The organism is Natronolimnobius sp. AArcel1 (assembly GCF_011043775.1).
In the GTDB taxonomy this organism is placed as follows: Archaea; Halobacteriota; Halobacteria; order Halobacteriales; family Natrialbaceae; genus Natronolimnobius.
In genome coordinates this window covers 191,870-208,168 of record NZ_JAAKXY010000002.1, presented here as the reverse complement: position 1 = coordinate 208,168, position 16,299 = coordinate 191,870, and the positions used below count along the sequence as shown (strand labels likewise).

Below are 16,299 nucleotides of genomic sequence, written 5' to 3'. Positions count from 1 at the left end.
GACCGTCTGACTCGAGGATGTCTGCCAGCTATGGCGATGACCGCATGCGGCAGGTGTTTTTATCGGGTTCGAGGATGCCCTAGCCGTATGGACATGGATGTTGGTACCGTCCGCAAAGTCACGACCGGCGACTGTTCGGACCTGTACTATCTCGATACCGGAATGTACGACACGCCTGGCTACGGGGCCGCGTACATCCTCGATGCCGACCAGCCAGCAATCATCGAGACTGGACTCGGCACTAACCACGAATTGCTCCTTGAGGCGCTCGCCGAGGTCGGAATCGACCGTGAGGAACTCGCGGCGATTGCCGTCACGCACATCCACTTGGATCACGCCGGTGGGGCTGGCTTTCTCGCCGAGGCGTGTCCACACGCGTCGGTCTACGTCCCCGCAGCCGGTGCGAGTTTGCTGGCCGATCCTGGTCGTCTCGTCGCCGGAACGAAAGCCGCCGTCGGCGACCAGTGGGAGTTCTACGTCGAGCCCAAACCGATCGACGAAGACCGAATCGTCGAACTCGAGGACGGCGATACGGTCGACCTTGGGAATCACGAACTGCGCGCCCACAGGGCGCCTGGTCACGCGTTCCATCAGGTCGTCTTCGAGGACCCCGAAAACAACGCGGTGTTTACGGGCGATGCCGCGGGGATCTGGGTGCCTCCGCTCGAGCGGATCGTCGAGACCTCGCCACCCTCCGATTTCGACCTCGAGGGCTGTCTGGCTGACCTCGAGACGATTGCCGAGATCGATCCTGACGTCTTGCTCTACACCCACTTCGGCCCGCGCGACGTAAGCGACACTCTCGAGGAAGCCCTCAAGACGTACGCGGAGACCCTCACTGCGTGGGTTGCGTCAGTCAGTGATGCCCGCGAGGAACTCGAGGACGAGACTGTCATTGCAGATGCGGCTGACTCGGCTGACGCCGACCTCATCGATGTCTGGGGCGAACGCAAAGCGCGCGCCGAAGCCACAATGAACGCGCGTGGGGTTCTCGACGCACTCGAGGAGTAAGCGATACGCTGAGCGATGCATTCTGGACACTCCCGAATAAACACGTCCGTCGATGACTGTAGTTTCATCATGTTTTATCGCACGGGAGGTTGTCACACACGCATATGAACTGGTTGGACGCCGAACGCGAGTACGAGGACGAAGTAATCGGCGAGACGACCCTCGGACGGCTATTCGAGGACACTGCAGAGCGACACGCCAACCGTCCGGCCCAGAAGTACAAAGGCGGCGTCTCGGACCGGTCACTGACCGATTCGGTTATCCCTGCCGCAGCGCCAGGTGAGTTTCGCCCGCTCTCGTATGCCGAGATGCGCGATATCGTCCGCATGCTCGCGGCCGGATTCCGCGACCTCGGCATCGAGCGCGGTGATCGGGTTGGTATCTTTTCGAACACCCGCATGGAGTGGGCCCACTGTGACTTTGCGTTACTCAGTGCTGGCGCGGTCGTGACGACGGTCTACGCCGATTCGTCTCCCTCGAAAGTCGACTATCTCCTCGACGACCCGAACGCCTCGGCCGTCATCGTCGAAGACCAGCAACGCCTCGAGACCGTCCTCGAAGTCGAAGACGATCTCGACCTCGAGTTCATCGTCTCGATGGACACGCTCGAGGGCGAGGTTACGGACCGCGAGGACGTGCTGACGCTCGCTGAGGTCTACGACCGTGGCGAGGAGACGTTCGACCTCGAGACCTACCAGACGTGGGTTGATGCGCCGGCGATGGACGATCTGGCGAGTCTGATCTACACGAGCGGGACGACGGGCAAGCCAAAGGGCGTCCAGCTCACTCATCGGAACTTCCGGGCGAATGTCAATCAAATCCGCAAGCGATTCGGCCCGCGACCGGACAGAAGCGACGATGTTCCGGTTCTGGATGCAGCGTCGCAGTCGGTGTCGTATCTGCCACTGGCACACGTCTTCGAGCGAACGGCTGGGCATTTCGTCATGTTTGCGGCTGGAGGCTGTGTTGCTTACGCCGAGAGCCCGGATACCTTACAGGAGGATTTCAGCCTCGTCCAGCCATCGACGGCGACGAGCGTGCCACGGGTTTACGAGAAGATTTACGACGGAATTCGAGAGAAAGCAAGCGAGTCAGGGGCCAAACAGCGGATCTTCGAGTGGGCAACCGATGTCGGCGTCAAACATCATCAGGCCGATGACCCGGGTGCAATTTTGAACGCCAAGCGCGCGCTCGCGGACAAACTCGTCTTCTCGACCGTTCGGGAAGCACTCGGTGGTGAAATTGAACTGCTGATTAGCGGCGGCGGCAGCCTCTCGGCGGAACTCTGTGCACTTTATCACGCGATGGGACTGCCGATCTACGAGGGCTACGGACTGACGGAAACTGCCCCTGTGATTACCGTCAACCCACCCGAAGCGCCGAAAATCGGGACGATTGGACCGCCGGTCGTCGACGTCGATATCGCGATCGACGAAACCGCTGCCGATCAGTCGGCGTTCGAAGACGATGCCGGCGAAGTGGGCGAACTCCTCGTGAAGGGACCGAACGTGACCCGCGGCTACTGGAACAAACCCGGCGCGACGGATCGGGCGTTCACCGACACCGTCCCCGAGACCACCGATGCCGGCGCTGACGCCGACAGCGATGAACCCACCGAACGGATGGACGCCGACGGCGCTACTGCCGGCCAGTGGTTCCGAACCGGCGACATCGTCCACAAGCGACCCGATGGCTACCTCGAGTTCCGCGACCGGACGAAACAGATTCTCGTCCTTTCGACAGGCAAAAACGTCGCGCCCGCACCGCTCGAGGATCAGTTCGCCGCAAGCGAGATCATCGAGCAGGCGATGGTCGTCGGCGACAACGAGAAGTTTGTCGGCGCGTTGCTCGTACCGAACACCGACCACATCCGCTCGTGGGCCGAGAGCGAGGGCATCGACCTGCCTGACGAGCCACAGGCGATGTGTGACAACGAGCGCGTTCGCGAGTACGTCCGCGACGAAGTCGACCGTGCGAACGAGGACTTCGAGGACTACGAGCAGATCAAGCGCTTTGAACTCGTGCCGCAGGAGTTCACCGAGGAAAACGAGATGCTCACGCCCACGATGAAAAAGAAACGGCGCGTCATCATGGATCGATTCGCGGATCGAATCGACCACATTTACGACGAAGACCGGTAAGCACTATCGCGTTTCCTCGTCCGACTCGTCATCTCCCGGCGTTAGCGTCTCTGAAATCTCGAGTGGGCCTTCGACGAGCCCTTCGACGAGATCGTCAGCGCCGACGGTGTCTTCGACGAACGAGTCAACTGGGTCGTCATCGTCGGATGGATCGAGTCGGTCTGGGTCTGTCATCACGTCCATCTCCGGCCGGGACACGGTTGACTGTTGGGTTCACATAGTTTGGGTCTCGAGGCGAGGCGGTGTCTCCACAAGAGCTATACCGCCATCAGCGAGTGCTCGGCTATGGTCCGCCACCGCTTTGCGTATGCCCGGACGACCGAGGCTGCCCTCTTCCCTGGCACGACTGTCCGCTATCACTACCGAACTGGTGACTCACTTGCAACCGTCGTCGAACGCACCGACCGATTCGTGACGTTCATCGGCCCCGATTGTGACGGCCGCTTTACTCATGACCAGATCGACCACCTGATCGACGACGACCGCCTCGAGGTCGTCCTCGACGACGACTGTCACGTCCCTGACGACGAGCGGGCTGTCCTCGAGTGAGGCCCAAGCCGATTCAGTGCTCGCCGGGAAGAATGTCCCCGAGCGAACCACCGATTGCCATCGCGGTGAAGATCACTGATACCTGGCAGAGATCCACCCAGGGCTCGCTCCAGGTGACACGCCCCCACAGCGTCATCATCCCTGCTGCGGTGACGAACGCAATAGCGAGCACCCAGACGGGACGGCGCGGAATCACGCCAAAGTAGGGGTTGGTCACCCGCACGTCGCGAAAGTCGGCGACGTAGAGAATGCCACCGACCAGCGCAACCGCGAGCGCGATGTTCACACCGAAGTACGCTGGCGTTGCCGCGAGAAACTCGCCGATCTCGAGAACTCCGTCTTCGACAAGCAACGGCATCCCAATGACGACGCTGCCGACGAACGCTTCGGCCTTGTCCTTGCCTCGAAATTCGGTGATCACTCGGCCGACGGTACCGTTACCTGGGAGGCGCGCAGCAAGGCGCTTCGTTCGACGAACCTCCCGTTGTTCGTCTGCGTCGTCGACTGTCTGCTCTAAGGTCTCGAGTTGTTCGTACAGGTCCTCAATCGTTGCCCGCTCTCGGTCAGGGTCGCCTGACTGCGCCATACGCACCGTCGTTGACTGATCTGTTTAAAAGCCGTTTTTCGCTCATTACGTCGGTTTGTGGAAGCATTGTACAGCGACTCGACCGACCGAGGGGCCGAGACGCGCCACTGCCCGGTCTCCGGGTGTGACTTTCTCAATCGGTAGCGTTTTGCCGCTCCTCGTCTCACACTATCGACCATGAAACACGTCCGCGGACCGCTGTGTACGATCGATGTCGGCGACCGGACGGCCGAGACGGACGCTATCGACGACATCCTCGAGTCGTCGATTGGCGGGCGCGCACTTGGAACGCGACTCGCCCACGATCGAATCCCCTTTGACGTTGACCCGCTCGGCCCCGAGAACCGACTCTACTTCGCGACGGGACCGCTGCAGCACTCGACAATGAGCTTTACCGGACGAATGTCCGCGACCAGCGTCTCGCCGTTGACCGATGGGTTGCTCTCCTCGAACGCGGGCGGGTTCCTCTCGAGAAATTTCACTGGGACCGGCTACAGCGCCGTCGAGATCACCGGCGCGAGCGACGAGTTGGTCATTGTGCATGTCACGGATGAGGGCGTCGAGTTCGAACCCGTCCCCGACCTCGAGGAAGCCCTCGTCTCGGAGACCTGTGACTACATCGCGGACGAACACGGCCTCGAGGCCGAGCACACGGTCGTCGTCGGCCCCGCGGGTGAGAATCAGGTTCGCTACGCCTCGATCATGACCTCGAAAGAGCGCGCGTTCGGCCGGGGCGGGCTGGGCGCGGTTCTGGGGTCGAAGAACGTCAAAGCGATCACGTTCGACGGCGACTCGACCAGAGAGATCGAGATTCCACCGCTGCAGATGGATGTCCACCGCGAGGCCGCCCAGTCCGACCACATCATGCGGGACCAGGGGACGTCCTCGGTCGCCGAGTACGCGAATCAGGTCGAGGCGTTGCCGACACACTACTTCTCGGAGCTCTCATTCGAGGGCATCGACGGCGTCAGCGGCGACCGCGTCGAGGAGAAAAAGTACCAGAAAGGCACCTGCTCGGCGTGTGCCTTTGCATGCAAACTGCCGACCCGCGACGAAGAGACTGGCCTCGAGACGGAAGGCCCCGAGTACGAGACGCTGATGGCCTTCGGCCCGAACTCGGGCGTCGACGACATCGTGGACGTGATGCAATCGAACAAGCTCTGTGACGAACTCGGCCTTGACACCATTTCGGCGGGCGACTCCGTTGCAGCCTATCTCGCCAGCGAGGACGAGTTCGGAAACGCCGACCTGATCCACGAACTGGTCGAGAAAATCGCCTATCGCGAGGGAATTGGCGACACACTGGCGGAGGGCGTCGACCGCTTCCACGACGACCTCGGCGTCGAGAACTGGTCGGTCAAGGGCATGGAATTCTCCGCTCACGACGGTCGCACACTCAACGGCCAGGGACTCGCCTTCGCCACATCCAATCGCGGCGCAGACCACATGTACGCCGAATTCTACCCCTTCGAGTACCCGCTCGTCGACGCCGCCGACGCCTTCCCGAAGGATGGCCTCGAGGGCAAACCACCCAAAATCGTCACCCTCGAGAACGGAAATGTGATCAAAGACAGCGCCGTCCTGTGTAAGTTCTCACGGGATTTCGTCACGCCCGACCGCATCGAAACGTTGCTCGATGCTGACTACGCAGACCTGCTCGCACTTGGCAGCGAAATCGTCTCGCTCGAGCGCCACTTCAACAACCAGCGCGGCTTCGACCGGAGCGACGATACGCTCCCCTACGAGGACCAGATTCCGGGCTTCGAGGAGGGACTCGAGGCGTACTACGACGAACGCGGGTGGAACACCGACGGGACGGTTCCCCGATCGCTGCTCGAGGAGAGTGATGCCGGCGGAACGCCAGCAGACGACTAAGGGGACTCCCACTCGTCGATAGCAACACGTTACTGTTTCGTGTTGATCGAGTCTGTGACGTCCGACAGGGCATCGGGCTCGAGTGGTTTTTCCATGCAGGCGTCGACATCCGCTTCGACATCAGTCAGTTTGAGGTCGGCGCCTTGCTGTGACCCAGAGAGAACGATGACGGGAATCTCTTGAACGTCTCCATCCATTGCGGCCAGTACTTCCTCACCATCCATTCGCCGCAGATGCAGATCAAGAAGGATCAGATCTGGTCGCGGGGCGTCGGTGTACTCTCCACGCTGGTGCAAGAAATCGAGGGCGTCAGCGCCGTCCGTGACGACGTGCAGCGTCGGCTCCATCTCGACTTCCTTGAGGAGTTCCTTCGTGAGTCGGACGTCACCCGGATTGTCCTCTACTAAAAGTATTTCGTCTACGTGCTTTGGAAGCCCCATTGTACACCCGGAAGCGATTGATTGGTTTAAACGTTCTGTCGCCAACGAATCTAACTCATCGTATTCTGAGTGTTCAATCCCATCACGGATTCGCCCTCATCATTCATCACGGTCTCGTTCGAGTTCGTCTCGAGTCCGAGCCTCCTGCTCGTCATCTTGCGATGCCAGTCGTGTATCGTTGGCGCGTGAGGGGTGGATTTCGAAGGTGTTCCCATCGCTGTCCTCGGCGTCTCCACGATACGGGTCCTCGTCCGGATTGTAGGACAGTTCGCTGCGTTCGAACAGATAGATGAAAAAGCCAAACAACGGGATGCAAAACGTAATCGCCGTCCACTTCATGCGCGGCTCGAGGCCTACCCGCTCGGAATCGTAGTAGACGAACGCCGTCAACCCGAGATGCCAGGCGAGCGGTATCCCAATAATCGCCGCGAGGAGAATTCGGCTCATACTGATACTACGGCTCGAGCCTCCTAAATTGATGGTCAATGAGTGGGTGATACCCGCCCACCAGATCGCTTTAGTTGACGTCGAACTCGATCGCTGCACCTTGGCCAAAGCCAACACACAGTGTCGCCAGTCCGAGGCCGCCGCCGCGTTTTGCGAGTTCGTGGATGAGCGTTACTGGCAGGCGTGCGCCCGAGGCCCCCAGTGGGTGCCCAATCGCAATTGCGCCGCCGTTGACGTTGAACGTCTCGGGGTCGACACCGAGTTCGTTCCGCGAGTAGATCGCCTGGCTCGCGAAGGCCTCGTTGAGTTCGACGAGGTCGTACTCCTCGATATCACGCCCGTTGCGCTCGAGCAGGCCACGCGTTGCCGGAACCGGCCCGACGCCCATTACGGTTGGGTCGACGCCGGCGACGTTGTTCATCCCGACTTCGGCCAGAATCTCGAGGTCGTGTTCCTCGGCGAAGGCCTCACTCGTCACCAAGAGCGCGGACGCGCCGTCGGAAATCTGGGAGGCGTTGCCGGGCGTGACAGTGCCGTCGGATTTAAACACGGCTGGGAGGTCGCCGAGCTTGTCGGCGGTCGTGCCGGGACGGAGTCCCTCGTCTTCGGAGACGGTTCCATCCTCGTCGACGGCTTCGCCGTCTGCTCGTTGCGTCTCCGACGCAACGTTGGTTTCGATGGGGACGATTTCGTCGTCGAACCGGCCCGATTCGGTGGCGTCGACGGCGCGCTGTTGGCTCTGTGCGGCGTACTCATCTTGTTGCTCGCGTGTGATATCGTACTCCTCGGCGACCTTCTCGGCGGTCATACCCATCTGGAGTTCGCCGACGTTGTACAGGTCGGCCATCCCGGGGTGGACACTGCCCATGTTGTCGCCCATCTGGACGCGGCTCATGTTCTCGACGCCGCCAGCGATGATGGCATCTCGGTTGCCGGCCGCAATAGCGTCTGCGGCGGACATGATGGACTGCATCGAGGACGCACACCAGCGGTTGATCGTCGTCGCGGGCACGTGCTCGCCGAGTTCCGAAAGCAGCGCGATGACGCGGGCAACGTTGTTACCCTGCTCGCTACGTTGCTGGGCACAGCCCCACATCAGATCGTCGATTTCCTCGCCAGAGAGGCCCGTCTCCGCGAGGATCTCGTCAATCAGCGGCACCGACAGATCCTCGCTGCGGACGTCTGCAAATACGCCGTCTTCTTTCCCTTGTGGCGTTCGCACTGCTTTCACGACGACTGGCGTCTGTGTCATACTCTATCGCACATCCTTCATGAACTTAAATTCGGCAGAACTCGAGCGGATGCACGCGGAGTTTACGCCCCAGACGGATGACGGACTCGAGAACAACCCTTATCTCGCGCGTGTTGGAATAGGCGGCCATGGACGAGGATGGACTGAACGCGGATCCCGCTTCTGATCGTGATGCCGAGTCGCCGGCCGAAACCGGCCTTGACGGTTCAACTGACGCCTCTGAGACCACTGATTCTGCCGACACGAGTGCTGATGACTCGTCTGCTGTGGCGGGTGAGGAGACGACAGACGAGGCTGCGATGCCGGGCGTGCCGGACCCCGAACCCGAAGAGTCCGACGTGCCTGACGATGTCCAGAAGTATGCTCGCTTCACAAAGATGGACGGCGCGCAGTACGACCGCGTTAACGAGTTTCTGCGCGACCGGACCTATATCACCGCCCGCGAGTGGGCAATCGCCCGTCTCTGTGCCGACTTCCGGACCGAAACCGGCGTCGAGATGACCAAAATCGGCGAGAACCTGCCCGAACTCGTCCCCTTCATGACCGACACCTACACGCCGCAGGCGGTCAATCAGGCCCGCTCCTCCTTCGAAGACAAAGTCCGAACCGCAGGCGCAACCTTCCTCTACGGCGCGATGTGTGACTTTTTCACCGCCGAGGAACTCGACGACGTGATGTACGAGTCGACTGAGGTCGCGAAATTCCTCCTCGAGGTCGAAGGCGTTGACCTCTCCGTCGAGGACGAACTCGAGGCCGAAGAGCGAATCTCGAGTGTGATGCGAGAGGTGCGCGCGGCCAGTGAGGAACTGCGAGAACAGGACGAAGAGTGAGCGCTCTCAGCCTCAGGGGCCATCTCGGCACTCGAGTCCCCGGTGCGACGAACGCACGATAAATATACGCAGTGCCTGCGACTGTTTCGCATCCAAAACGGTTGGAAGGCTGAATACCGTCGTGATTCTCACAGGGAGTATGCTGGAGTCGGCTGTGGTGGGCAGCAATGCACTTCGTTGCTCTATCCAGTTGCTGGGTAATTGCAGGTTGGATTGTTTGATGACCGGAACAGACGTGTAACTCGATCACTACCATCGTCCGATGTCTGCAAGTGTCTCTACAAATCGACGCGTCTCGCCGGTGTTTCGGGTAGGTGCACTGATACAATCACTGGCTGTCTGGCAGTGTCTACCGGATGTCACCGAACGATTCGGACCGTAATCGACAGACGGCAGAGCACTCGAGCGAGGACAAAACAACAGCCACGACGCGGCAGGCCGATTCTGGTGTGAGTCGCCGACGAACATTACAGCTGAGCGGACTCGTGGGCACCGGCAGTGTACTCGGCCTCGTTGGCGCAGGAATCAACCGCGCAGCAGCGTGCGACAACCGACCGGACGAGGTCGTCCACCTCGACTACGACGACGCCGACAGCTGGGACGACGTCTACTGGCTCTCCAATGGGAACCCCGAGAACCTCGACCTCGTCTCGAGTCCGACCAACTCCGGCGAGCGTGCACTCCAACTCCGGATTCAGGAAGGCGGCCACTGGGGCGCGAGCACTCACTACGGCTTCGAGGACGGGCTGTTCGAACTCACCGGCCGGGTCAGTTTCGCACTCGACACGGGCTGGGCGATGGACGGCCGACAGCCGGCGAACTGCCGGCTCTGGAACTGTGCAATCGCACTGGGCGAGGGCAGCGCCGGTGGTGGGATTCCCGACGGAACCAACGGTTGGAGCAACCGGCTGTACGTCACCACTCGAGGGACCGACTCGGACGGACCGTATCACCTCCTCTCGAATACGTACCACATGGACGACGCCAAGGGTGTCGGCGATCACGATTACATTCTCGATGGCGAACCGTACGCGCTCGCGCAGCCAACTATCGAGCCTGGGCAGTGGCACGAGTTCGAGTATTACGTTTGCGTGAACACGATAACCGACGGAGAGGCGAACGAGGACGGAATCGTTCGCTACTGGCTCGGTGACGACCTCGTGTACGAACGCGAGGATATCCAGTTCACGACGGACCACGCGGACAATATCATCGACACGACCGGACCCGTGGGCCACTACGGCGGGCAATATGAGGCACCGCAGAACCTCTATGCGTACTACGACGATCACTCGATGGCGCTCAACGGGACCTTCGAGTACGACGCCTGTTGATGGGCTGGACAAAGAATGTGTAGCGCAGTCGCGCTACCGTGGCGTCCTAAACTCGAGCGGGCACGCTACTCATCGGCCGCCGTGCGGATATCCGCCTCTGCGAGGAACAGTGACGGATCGTCGTGTGAGAAGGTAATCCACCGCTCGTCAGCTTCGTCGGACGCCTCGGTGCTGGCTTCGCTGTCCGAGTCGCCTTCAGCATCGGTCTTGCTGGCGGCCTCATCCACAGCGTTGGAATTGGCTGTTGGGCCGCGAGCACTGACGTGGACGAGTAACGTCCCATCAACGAGTGCTGTTTCAAACATCGAGCGTGCCGCAGACAGCGAGTAGGTCAGGGGCAGACAGACCGCTGTTTCGGCGGCTGTATCCCGTTCCACCGCGAGCGCGAACCGCCGGTCGTCGTCTGCGTTCTCGGCCGACCGATAATACACCTCGGCCTGATCGAAGGTCACGTCATCGTTTTCAATGAGCGTCTCGAGCAGTCCGTACTCCGTCGGTGAGACCTGGACGGCCAGCCCGAACCGTTCGTCTCGTTCGCTCGGAAAGACAGAGACTGGCTCGAGGACGACGGCATCCCAGCCGTCTGCACGGTACTCGTCGGCGATTGCCGTTGCGTCTTCGATCAGTTCCGGCCAGCGCATATCGGTGGTCGGGGCATTGTCCGTCATCAGCGACCCTCCGTGATGGACTGTCGACTCATACACACATCGGACGCGCTCGAGCCCGAAAATAGTACCCTGTCTTGTCTGTCGATGACACGGGATGGCTGGGTGTGGTTCCGTATCAATCCACGTCGATGAGTGTTTGAACGGATTCAGTCACTGCGTCCGCATCGCCCACGAGTGTCGTCTCTAACGCTGTCCGAACCCGTTCTGGATCTGTGGGACAGCTGGCGTCTGCGACGGTGCCGACGGACGTAGGATCGAACGGGACCGCGAGCGCGTCATAGATTGACTCGAGGATGTGACTCATCGTCTCGCGGCCATCAACGAGGACGATTCCAGCGGTGATCGCAGCATCTGTGCGCACCCGTTGGGCAATGCCGACGACTTTCTGCTGCGTGGTGGCTGCGCCAGCCGCTGGGACCCGCACTGACAACGAATGCGCGCCTGGGCAGAACGAGTCGTCAGGTTCGCCGCGCTCGAGGGTGACGCCCACCGCTGAGAGTCCGTGCACGACTGCTTCGGTCGTGCGCACGTAGCGCTCGTCAGTTCCCCGCCGAAAGTCCGAAACGGGTTCGGCGCGGGCAAACGCAAGCGTGGTCTCACCGTCGTAGGCGACTGCTCTCCCGCCGACATCGCGCTCGACGGGTGTGAACCCTGCCTCGAGTGCCGCCTCTCGAGCGCGTTCGTAGCCCGCACAGTGGCGATCTCGCCGGCCGAATGCGACCTGCCGGTGGGGCGTCCAGACCCGAATCGCGGGCTCGCCGGCCGCGGCGATCTCGAGAAGGGACTCGCTGGCCGCTCGGTCGGCGTCGATCGTTGGCGCACGCCCGCGGATCACCCGAACCATAGGCTCTCTTCGGGTCGATGCGCCTAAACGCTCCCGCCGCGCATCCGCAAACGAACCGATGGGTGCTATCACGCTGTCGGCGGCCGCGCTCTCGCAGTACGCGCGATTCTCGCTGTATAACTCGCCGTACCCCGCCCACGATGCGGGCTGTGCGATTGACCTCTATCCCGGGACGCTGCGTGATGGGCGGACGACCGCCGCGCCCAGCCCCGTCTCCGGAATCGTCCGCGAGACGAAAACAGTGCGCGCGCCGTCGAAACCCTATGCACCCGCGCACGATCACCTCATCTTGCTCGAGCCGACCGACGCTGCGGACTTCGTCGATGCCGAACCCGCCGAATGCGCACTCGAGGATCTAATCGTCCGCATTCTGCACGTCGCTCCCGCCGTTGAGGCCGGTGACACCGTTGAACGCGGCGACTCGCTTGGGCGTCTCGTCCGCGCCGGCTTTTTCGCCCCGTGGGTTGACAACCACCTCCACGTTGGTGTTCGCGGCTCCGGCCAGAATCCCTACCGTGCGTCTGGCTCGCTCCCGCTCGAGGTTGGCGTCGACGTAGAGCCACTCGAGTGGGATGGCTCTGGACGGGTTGTTTCGACTGGAGACACCTATGCCGTCCTTGATGCGCCCGTCCATCCTGCACTCGGCGAGCAGTTCGCGGGTATCGCCAGTGACGCAGGCGATGTTCTGGACGGTGGACTCCCGCACTACGACGGCGGCGGCCTGCTGGGCGGTTCCCACTCTCAACCCGGTAGCACCACTCCAGTCGCGCTGAACGGCGACCGGCTCGGCTCCGTTGCAGGCCGCACAGTTGCGTGGGATGACGTGACCGTTCTCGCAAACGGCGAGCCAATTACCGGACTCTCGTTTTTCTGTGCTCGAGACGGCGACTTCGGTGCAAAACTGATCTGCCCGGAAACGTCGTTCGTGGAGGGCGAGACGGTGAAGGTGCGGATTCGCCGCCCATGAAAGAGATTTGATTGTGGCCGTGAGGCGTGTCAACTATCCTTACTAGGGTTCATACAGCATGCTCGAGTCGTCTCGAACAATGAATCCACTCACAACGCCTCCAACGGAGCGCGTTCTCTCGGGTACCGCCGAATGGCTCGGCGCGGACGAAGCGAACTGGCTCGCTCGCCATCCGCTCGAGTCAATCGAAACCGAGTACCCCCACCACGTCTGGTCGGTTGACTCACCTGAGGGGGTCGACCGGCCGAGCGACACGCATCCGGTGTTTTACGGCTGCTACGACTGGCATTCTGCGGTGCACAGTCACTGGGCGCTCGTGCGTCAACTCCGGCTGGTCGACGACCATCCGCTGTCGGCCGAGATCACGGAGAGTATCGATTCCCGACTCACGTCCGAGAACGTCGCCCAGGAAGTGACTCACCTCGAGGAGAATCCATCCTTCGAGAAGCCCTACGGCTGGGCGTGGCTGTTGCACCTCGCGGCAGAACTCGAGGTATGGGACGACCCGCGAGCCGATCGATGGGGCTCGACGCTCGAGCCGCTCGAGCGGACCGTTGCACAGTTGCTCGAGTCGGAATTTCTCACGCAGGAGCGGCCGTTCAGGGTTGGAACGCATGGCAACTCCGCGTTCGCGCTGCACTGTGCTCTTGACTACGCACGGACGACCGGTGACGACGACCTGGCATCGGCAGTCACTGACACGGCGCGCGAGTGGTTCGGCGACGATCGGGACTATCCCGTCGCGTACGAACCGCTCGGCTGGGACTTTCTCTCGCCGGCACTCACCGAAGCAGACCTTATGCGTCGCATCTATGACCGCGATGCGTTCGTCACCTGGTTCGATGGCTTCGTTCCTGATCTGACGAGCGCGCCAGCGAATGGGATTCTCGAGCCAGTTGCAACCGACCCAGAACCCGACGAAGAAGTTGCGACCCACCTGATCGGGCTAAACCTCGCGAAGGCATGGTGTTTGGCCGGCCTCGCTTCGACGCTCGAGGATCATCGCTACGTTCCGGCGCTCGAGCAAAGTGCGGCAAAACACGCCCAATCGGGGCTGTCTCATGCGTTCACCGACGACTATGCCGGCGCACACTGGCTCTCGTCGTTTGCGCTGTACCTTCTGACACGCAACGAAGGGACAATTGCGCCGACAACGCACTGAGTGAGTACCAGCATCACCGCTTGCGTTCTGTGGTCCGCACCATGGCTCCGCAGGCGATTATTCGTCTTGCAACGTCTCGCCATCGACGACTCGCCCCCAGAACAGCGGCGTCTCTGTGGGCAGGTCACGGATGTAGAATAGGAACGGTCGGTCGACGGTCACCTCGACGTGGTCCGCCGGCGCGGACTCGTCCATCGCGACCGCCGTCGCGGCCGCCGCTTCTGTCCCTTCCTCGTCGACCTCGATGAAGCTCTGGTGGACGATTTCGCTGATGAACAGCCCGCCGTCATCACCCTCGAGCATGCCGCTGAAGTCCGCCCCAGAGCCGAATGCGCGTTCCATCCCCAGCGCGTCCATCGTTTCGACGAGGCTAAACTCGGACTCGAGGCCGAACTTCGGCAGCGCGAGGTCAACCTGCGGACGAGACGTTTCCTCGAGCAATTCGCCGAGTTGGTCGGTCGAAAGCGACTCCTCGAACGCCTCGAACTCGCCGTCGGCGGGGAGGATGACGACCATGCTCGTTTCGCCGTTCGCGTAGGGAAGTTCGACGAGCTGGTGGCCGTCCATCGCTGCGTACTCTAGCTCTTCGGACTGGTGCATCAGCTCGAGTTCGGTTTCGCTGCCGTCCAGTCCAGTGAACGTCGCTGGCTCGGTTTCGGCAGGGTCGAAGTCGTGCTCCCAGGCCGCGAGGAAGTAGACTGCATTCGTGAGCACGAGTCGGGTGGACGAATCGACTGACCCCTCCGGTAAAAGTTCTTCAATCCGGTCGTTCGTTTGCTCCTCGACCCACGCGTTGATCTCTTCGCGCGCTTCGTCGGGGCTCCCCGAGAAGTCGACGAGTCGCTCACCGGCCCCGTAGTAGGCCTCGAGCAGGTCGACGTAGTCTTCGTCGAACGGAAAGTCCGCCTCTGCCCAGACGGAATTCGCACTCGAGAGTTCGAACCCGAGGTCGTCCTCGCTCGCCTCTCCTTCCATGCCATAGGGTTCGTCGACCTCCGCGCCGTCCTCATTTCGCCGCTCGAACTCAGCCTCGAGTGCGCCGAAGGCAGCATGCAGGTCGTCACTCTCGAGATTGTATCGCAATGCGTCGGCCATCTCCGCGGCGGTCTCGCCACGCGCGCCGGCGTAGGTCATCGCCAGCGCGACGGAGATGCTGTAGGGTGAAAGAAAGAGGTTCGACTCGGGGTCGTCTTCGCGCAACTGCTCAAGGACGGCAAGCGAGAAGTCGATGTTACCGCGAACCTGCTGTGCGAGCGCGCCGGTGTCGATGTCGGGGTCAGTGACAGGGTCGACCTGCGGGAAGTCGTCGCCGTTGGAGCCGTTCGCCGGGTCGTCGGAGCCATCAGCGTCGGTTCCGTTTCCACTCTCTCCATCGTCGTCCGAATCTCCGTTTCCGTTGTCGCTCAGACAGCCGGCTGCGCCAGCCAGCAACGCGCCAGTGAGCGCGAGGACGGTCCGTCGTTGAGATGGCATACCTACGCTCTACTAGCGACTGATAAACGCTTTCTGTAGGGTGAAATCGCTCTTTGAGCGTGTGCTTGAAACCATCGACAACGGAGACCCCGTGTACAGAGAGATAAAGGGCCTCGCTGTGGATGAACGGGCATGACCGACGATTCAGACGGGGCTGGAAACGCCACTGATAGTATTGGGCCAGAATCCGCCGACGACATCGCCGAATTCGTCCAGTACTTCATCGACGAACACCAGGAGTTTCTCTCGTGGATCGGCACGCACGTCGACGACGTTGACGACGGGACGATGACGCTCTCGGCACCCTACGACGAAAAACTGACTAACGCGCGCCCGAGCGCCGACGACGACCAGCGCGCGGACATCCACGGTGGCATTGCCGCGACGCTTATCGACACCGCCGGTGGACTCGCGCTCCGAACCGAACTCGAGCAACCTCTCAAGGGGAGTATCGCGACGATCAACCTGAACGTCAACTACCTCCGGCCGGCGACAGGCGACCTCACGGCGACGGCGACCGTGATCCGCGCGGGCTCAAGCGTGGGCGTGAGCGAGGTAACAGTCACAAGCGAGTCGCCCGACGGGGACATCCGCGAGGTGGCGACGGGCCAGGGTGCATACCGTATTTTCCGAGCCTAGTTGCTGTCGGCCAGTATCGCGTGTAATGACTGCCGTTTTTCCGGCTGAGAGTATCAGATACGTATTCGAAACGTGAGGTTC

Annotated in this window: 17 protein-coding genes; 9 read left to right on the top strand and 8 right to left on the bottom strand. The window is 61.5% G+C overall.

Annotated features, from left to right (window positions below; translation table 11 throughout):
- Positions 1–93 precede the first annotated feature (93 nt).
- A complete protein-coding gene (locus tag G6M89_RS05130) occupies positions 94–1,011 on the top strand; it encodes an MBL fold metallo-hydrolase (protein ID WP_165161301.1) in 918 nt (305 codons plus the stop codon).
- Between the two features lie 104 nt (positions 1,012–1,115).
- Positions 1,116–3,152 carry a long-chain fatty acid--CoA ligase gene (locus G6M89_RS05125; protein ID WP_165160728.1) on the top strand — a complete coding sequence of 679 codons (2,037 nt, stop codon included), beginning with the start codon at positions 1,116–1,118 and terminating at the stop codon, positions 3,150–3,152.
- A gap of 3 nt (positions 3,153–3,155) precedes the next feature.
- On the opposite strand, the gene G6M89_RS05120 is transcribed toward G6M89_RS05125, so the two are convergent.
- Positions 3,156–3,326, bottom strand: a complete 171-nt coding sequence (locus G6M89_RS05120) for a hypothetical protein (RefSeq protein ID WP_165160727.1) — start codon at positions 3,324–3,326, stop codon at positions 3,156–3,158.
- Between the two features lie 111 nt (positions 3,327–3,437).
- On the opposite strand from G6M89_RS05120, the gene G6M89_RS05115 reads away from it, so the two are divergent.
- Positions 3,438–3,701 carry a hypothetical protein gene (locus tag G6M89_RS05115; RefSeq protein WP_165160726.1) on the top strand — a complete coding sequence of 88 codons (264 nt, stop codon included), beginning with the start codon at positions 3,438–3,440 and terminating at the stop codon, positions 3,699–3,701.
- A gap of 13 nt (positions 3,702–3,714) precedes the next feature.
- On the opposite strand, the gene G6M89_RS05110 is transcribed toward G6M89_RS05115, so the two are convergent.
- A complete protein-coding gene (locus tag G6M89_RS05110) occupies positions 3,715–4,287 on the bottom strand; it encodes a DUF2391 family protein (RefSeq protein ID WP_165160725.1) in 573 nt (190 codons plus the stop codon).
- Between the two features lie 177 nt (positions 4,288–4,464).
- Here G6M89_RS05110 and G6M89_RS05105 point away from each other — a divergent pair, with 177 nt between their 5' ends.
- A complete protein-coding gene (locus G6M89_RS05105; protein WP_165160724.1) occupies positions 4,465–6,162 on the top strand; it encodes an aldehyde ferredoxin oxidoreductase family protein in 1,698 nt (565 codons plus the stop codon).
- Positions 6,163–6,191: 29 nt separating this feature from the next.
- Here the strand turns inward: G6M89_RS05105 and G6M89_RS05100 are convergent, their stop codons facing one another.
- From G6M89_RS05100 to G6M89_RS05090, 3 genes are all read right to left on the bottom strand, one after another.
- Positions 6,192–6,602 carry a response regulator gene (locus tag G6M89_RS05100; protein ID WP_165160723.1) on the bottom strand — a complete coding sequence of 137 codons (411 nt, stop codon included), beginning with the start codon at positions 6,600–6,602 and terminating at the stop codon, positions 6,192–6,194.
- A 99-nt stretch (positions 6,603–6,701) separates the two neighbouring features.
- Positions 6,702–7,049, bottom strand: a complete 348-nt coding sequence (locus tag G6M89_RS05095; protein ID WP_165160722.1) for a hypothetical protein — start codon at positions 7,047–7,049, stop codon at positions 6,702–6,704.
- Positions 7,050–7,119: 70 nt separating this feature from the next.
- The gene (locus G6M89_RS05090; RefSeq protein ID WP_165160721.1) at positions 7,120–8,301 is read right to left on the bottom strand and encodes a thiolase family protein; all 1,182 of its coding nucleotides are present in this window, start codon (positions 8,299–8,301) and stop codon (positions 7,120–7,122) included.
- A gap of 128 nt (positions 8,302–8,429) precedes the next feature.
- Between G6M89_RS05090 and G6M89_RS05085 the strand changes: the two genes are divergently transcribed.
- Positions 8,430–9,131 carry a DUF5806 family protein gene (locus tag G6M89_RS05085; RefSeq protein ID WP_165160720.1) on the top strand — a complete coding sequence of 234 codons (702 nt, stop codon included), beginning with the start codon at positions 8,430–8,432 and terminating at the stop codon, positions 9,129–9,131.
- A gap of 356 nt (positions 9,132–9,487) precedes the next feature.
- Positions 9,488–10,465 (top strand): hypothetical protein, encoded by a 978-nt coding sequence (locus G6M89_RS05080; protein ID WP_241175220.1) that lies wholly within the window; start codon positions 9,488–9,490, stop codon positions 10,463–10,465.
- Between the two features lie 65 nt (positions 10,466–10,530).
- On the opposite strand, the gene G6M89_RS05075 is transcribed toward G6M89_RS05080, so the two are convergent.
- Together G6M89_RS05075 and G6M89_RS05070 are read right to left on the bottom strand one after the other, a co-directional pair.
- The gene (locus tag G6M89_RS05075) at positions 10,531–11,133 is read right to left on the bottom strand and encodes a hypothetical protein (RefSeq protein ID WP_165160719.1); all 603 of its coding nucleotides are present in this window, start codon (positions 11,131–11,133) and stop codon (positions 10,531–10,533) included.
- A gap of 115 nt (positions 11,134–11,248) precedes the next feature.
- Entirely contained in the window at positions 11,249–11,977 is a 729-nt protein-coding gene (locus tag G6M89_RS05070; RefSeq protein ID WP_165160718.1) for a lipoate--protein ligase family protein, read from the bottom strand.
- Positions 11,978–12,035: 58 nt separating this feature from the next.
- On the opposite strand from G6M89_RS05070, the gene G6M89_RS05065 reads away from it, so the two are divergent.
- Together G6M89_RS05065 and G6M89_RS05060 are read left to right on the top strand one after the other, a co-directional pair.
- Positions 12,036–12,944, top strand: a complete 909-nt coding sequence (locus tag G6M89_RS05065; protein ID WP_165160717.1) for a hypothetical protein — start codon at positions 12,036–12,038, stop codon at positions 12,942–12,944.
- Between the two features lie 79 nt (positions 12,945–13,023).
- Entirely contained in the window at positions 13,024–14,106 is a 1,083-nt protein-coding gene (locus G6M89_RS05060; RefSeq protein WP_165160716.1) for a DUF2891 domain-containing protein, read from the top strand.
- A gap of 57 nt (positions 14,107–14,163) precedes the next feature.
- On the opposite strand, the gene G6M89_RS05055 is transcribed toward G6M89_RS05060, so the two are convergent.
- Entirely contained in the window at positions 14,164–15,579 is a 1,416-nt protein-coding gene (locus tag G6M89_RS05055; RefSeq protein ID WP_165160715.1) for a serpin family protein, read from the bottom strand.
- 132 nt (positions 15,580–15,711) lie between these two features.
- Here G6M89_RS05055 and G6M89_RS05050 point away from each other — a divergent pair, with 132 nt between their 5' ends.
- Complete coding sequence (locus tag G6M89_RS05050; RefSeq protein ID WP_165160714.1) at positions 15,712–16,218, top strand: PaaI family thioesterase; 507 nt, start codon at positions 15,712–15,714, stop codon at positions 16,216–16,218.
- Positions 16,219–16,299 lie beyond the last annotated feature (81 nt).

Coding starts and splice junctions, on each gene's coding strand:
- G6M89_RS05080 (WP_241175220.1), top strand. CDS start 9,488: ATGTCACCGAACGATTCGGACCGTAATCGACAGACGGCAGAGCACTCG.
- G6M89_RS05050 (WP_165160714.1), top strand. CDS start 15,712: ATGACCGACGATTCAGACGGGGCTGGAAACGCCACTGATAGTATTGGG.
- G6M89_RS05095 (WP_165160722.1), bottom strand. CDS start 7,049: ATGAGCCGAATTCTCCTCGCGGCGATTATTGGGATACCGCTCGCCTGG.
- G6M89_RS05120 (WP_165160727.1), bottom strand. CDS start 3,326: ATGACAGACCCAGACCGACTCGATCCATCCGACGATGACGACCCAGTT.
- G6M89_RS05125 (WP_165160728.1), top strand. CDS start 1,116: ATGAACTGGTTGGACGCCGAACGCGAGTACGAGGACGAAGTAATCGGC.
- G6M89_RS05075 (WP_165160719.1), bottom strand. CDS start 11,133: ATGACGGACAATGCCCCGACCACCGATATGCGCTGGCCGGAACTGATC.
- G6M89_RS05105 (WP_165160724.1), top strand. CDS start 4,465: ATGAAACACGTCCGCGGACCGCTGTGTACGATCGATGTCGGCGACCGG.
- G6M89_RS05090 (WP_165160721.1), bottom strand. CDS start 8,301: ATGACACAGACGCCAGTCGTCGTGAAAGCAGTGCGAACGCCACAAGGG.
- G6M89_RS05055 (WP_165160715.1), bottom strand. CDS start 15,579: ATGCCATCTCAACGACGGACCGTCCTCGCGCTCACTGGCGCGTTGCTG.
- G6M89_RS05100 (WP_165160723.1), bottom strand. CDS start 6,602: ATGGGGCTTCCAAAGCACGTAGACGAAATACTTTTAGTAGAGGACAAT.
- G6M89_RS05085 (WP_165160720.1), top strand. CDS start 8,430: ATGGACGAGGATGGACTGAACGCGGATCCCGCTTCTGATCGTGATGCC.
- G6M89_RS05130 (WP_165161301.1), top strand. CDS start 94: ATGGATGTTGGTACCGTCCGCAAAGTCACGACCGGCGACTGTTCGGAC.
- G6M89_RS05110 (WP_165160725.1), bottom strand. CDS start 4,287: ATGGCGCAGTCAGGCGACCCTGACCGAGAGCGGGCAACGATTGAGGAC.
- G6M89_RS05065 (WP_165160717.1), top strand. CDS start 12,036: ATGGGTGCTATCACGCTGTCGGCGGCCGCGCTCTCGCAGTACGCGCGA.
- G6M89_RS05070 (WP_165160718.1), bottom strand. CDS start 11,977: ATGGTTCGGGTGATCCGCGGGCGTGCGCCAACGATCGACGCCGACCGA.
- G6M89_RS05060 (WP_165160716.1), top strand. CDS start 13,024: ATGAATCCACTCACAACGCCTCCAACGGAGCGCGTTCTCTCGGGTACC.
- G6M89_RS05115 (WP_165160726.1), top strand. CDS start 3,438: ATGGTCCGCCACCGCTTTGCGTATGCCCGGACGACCGAGGCTGCCCTC.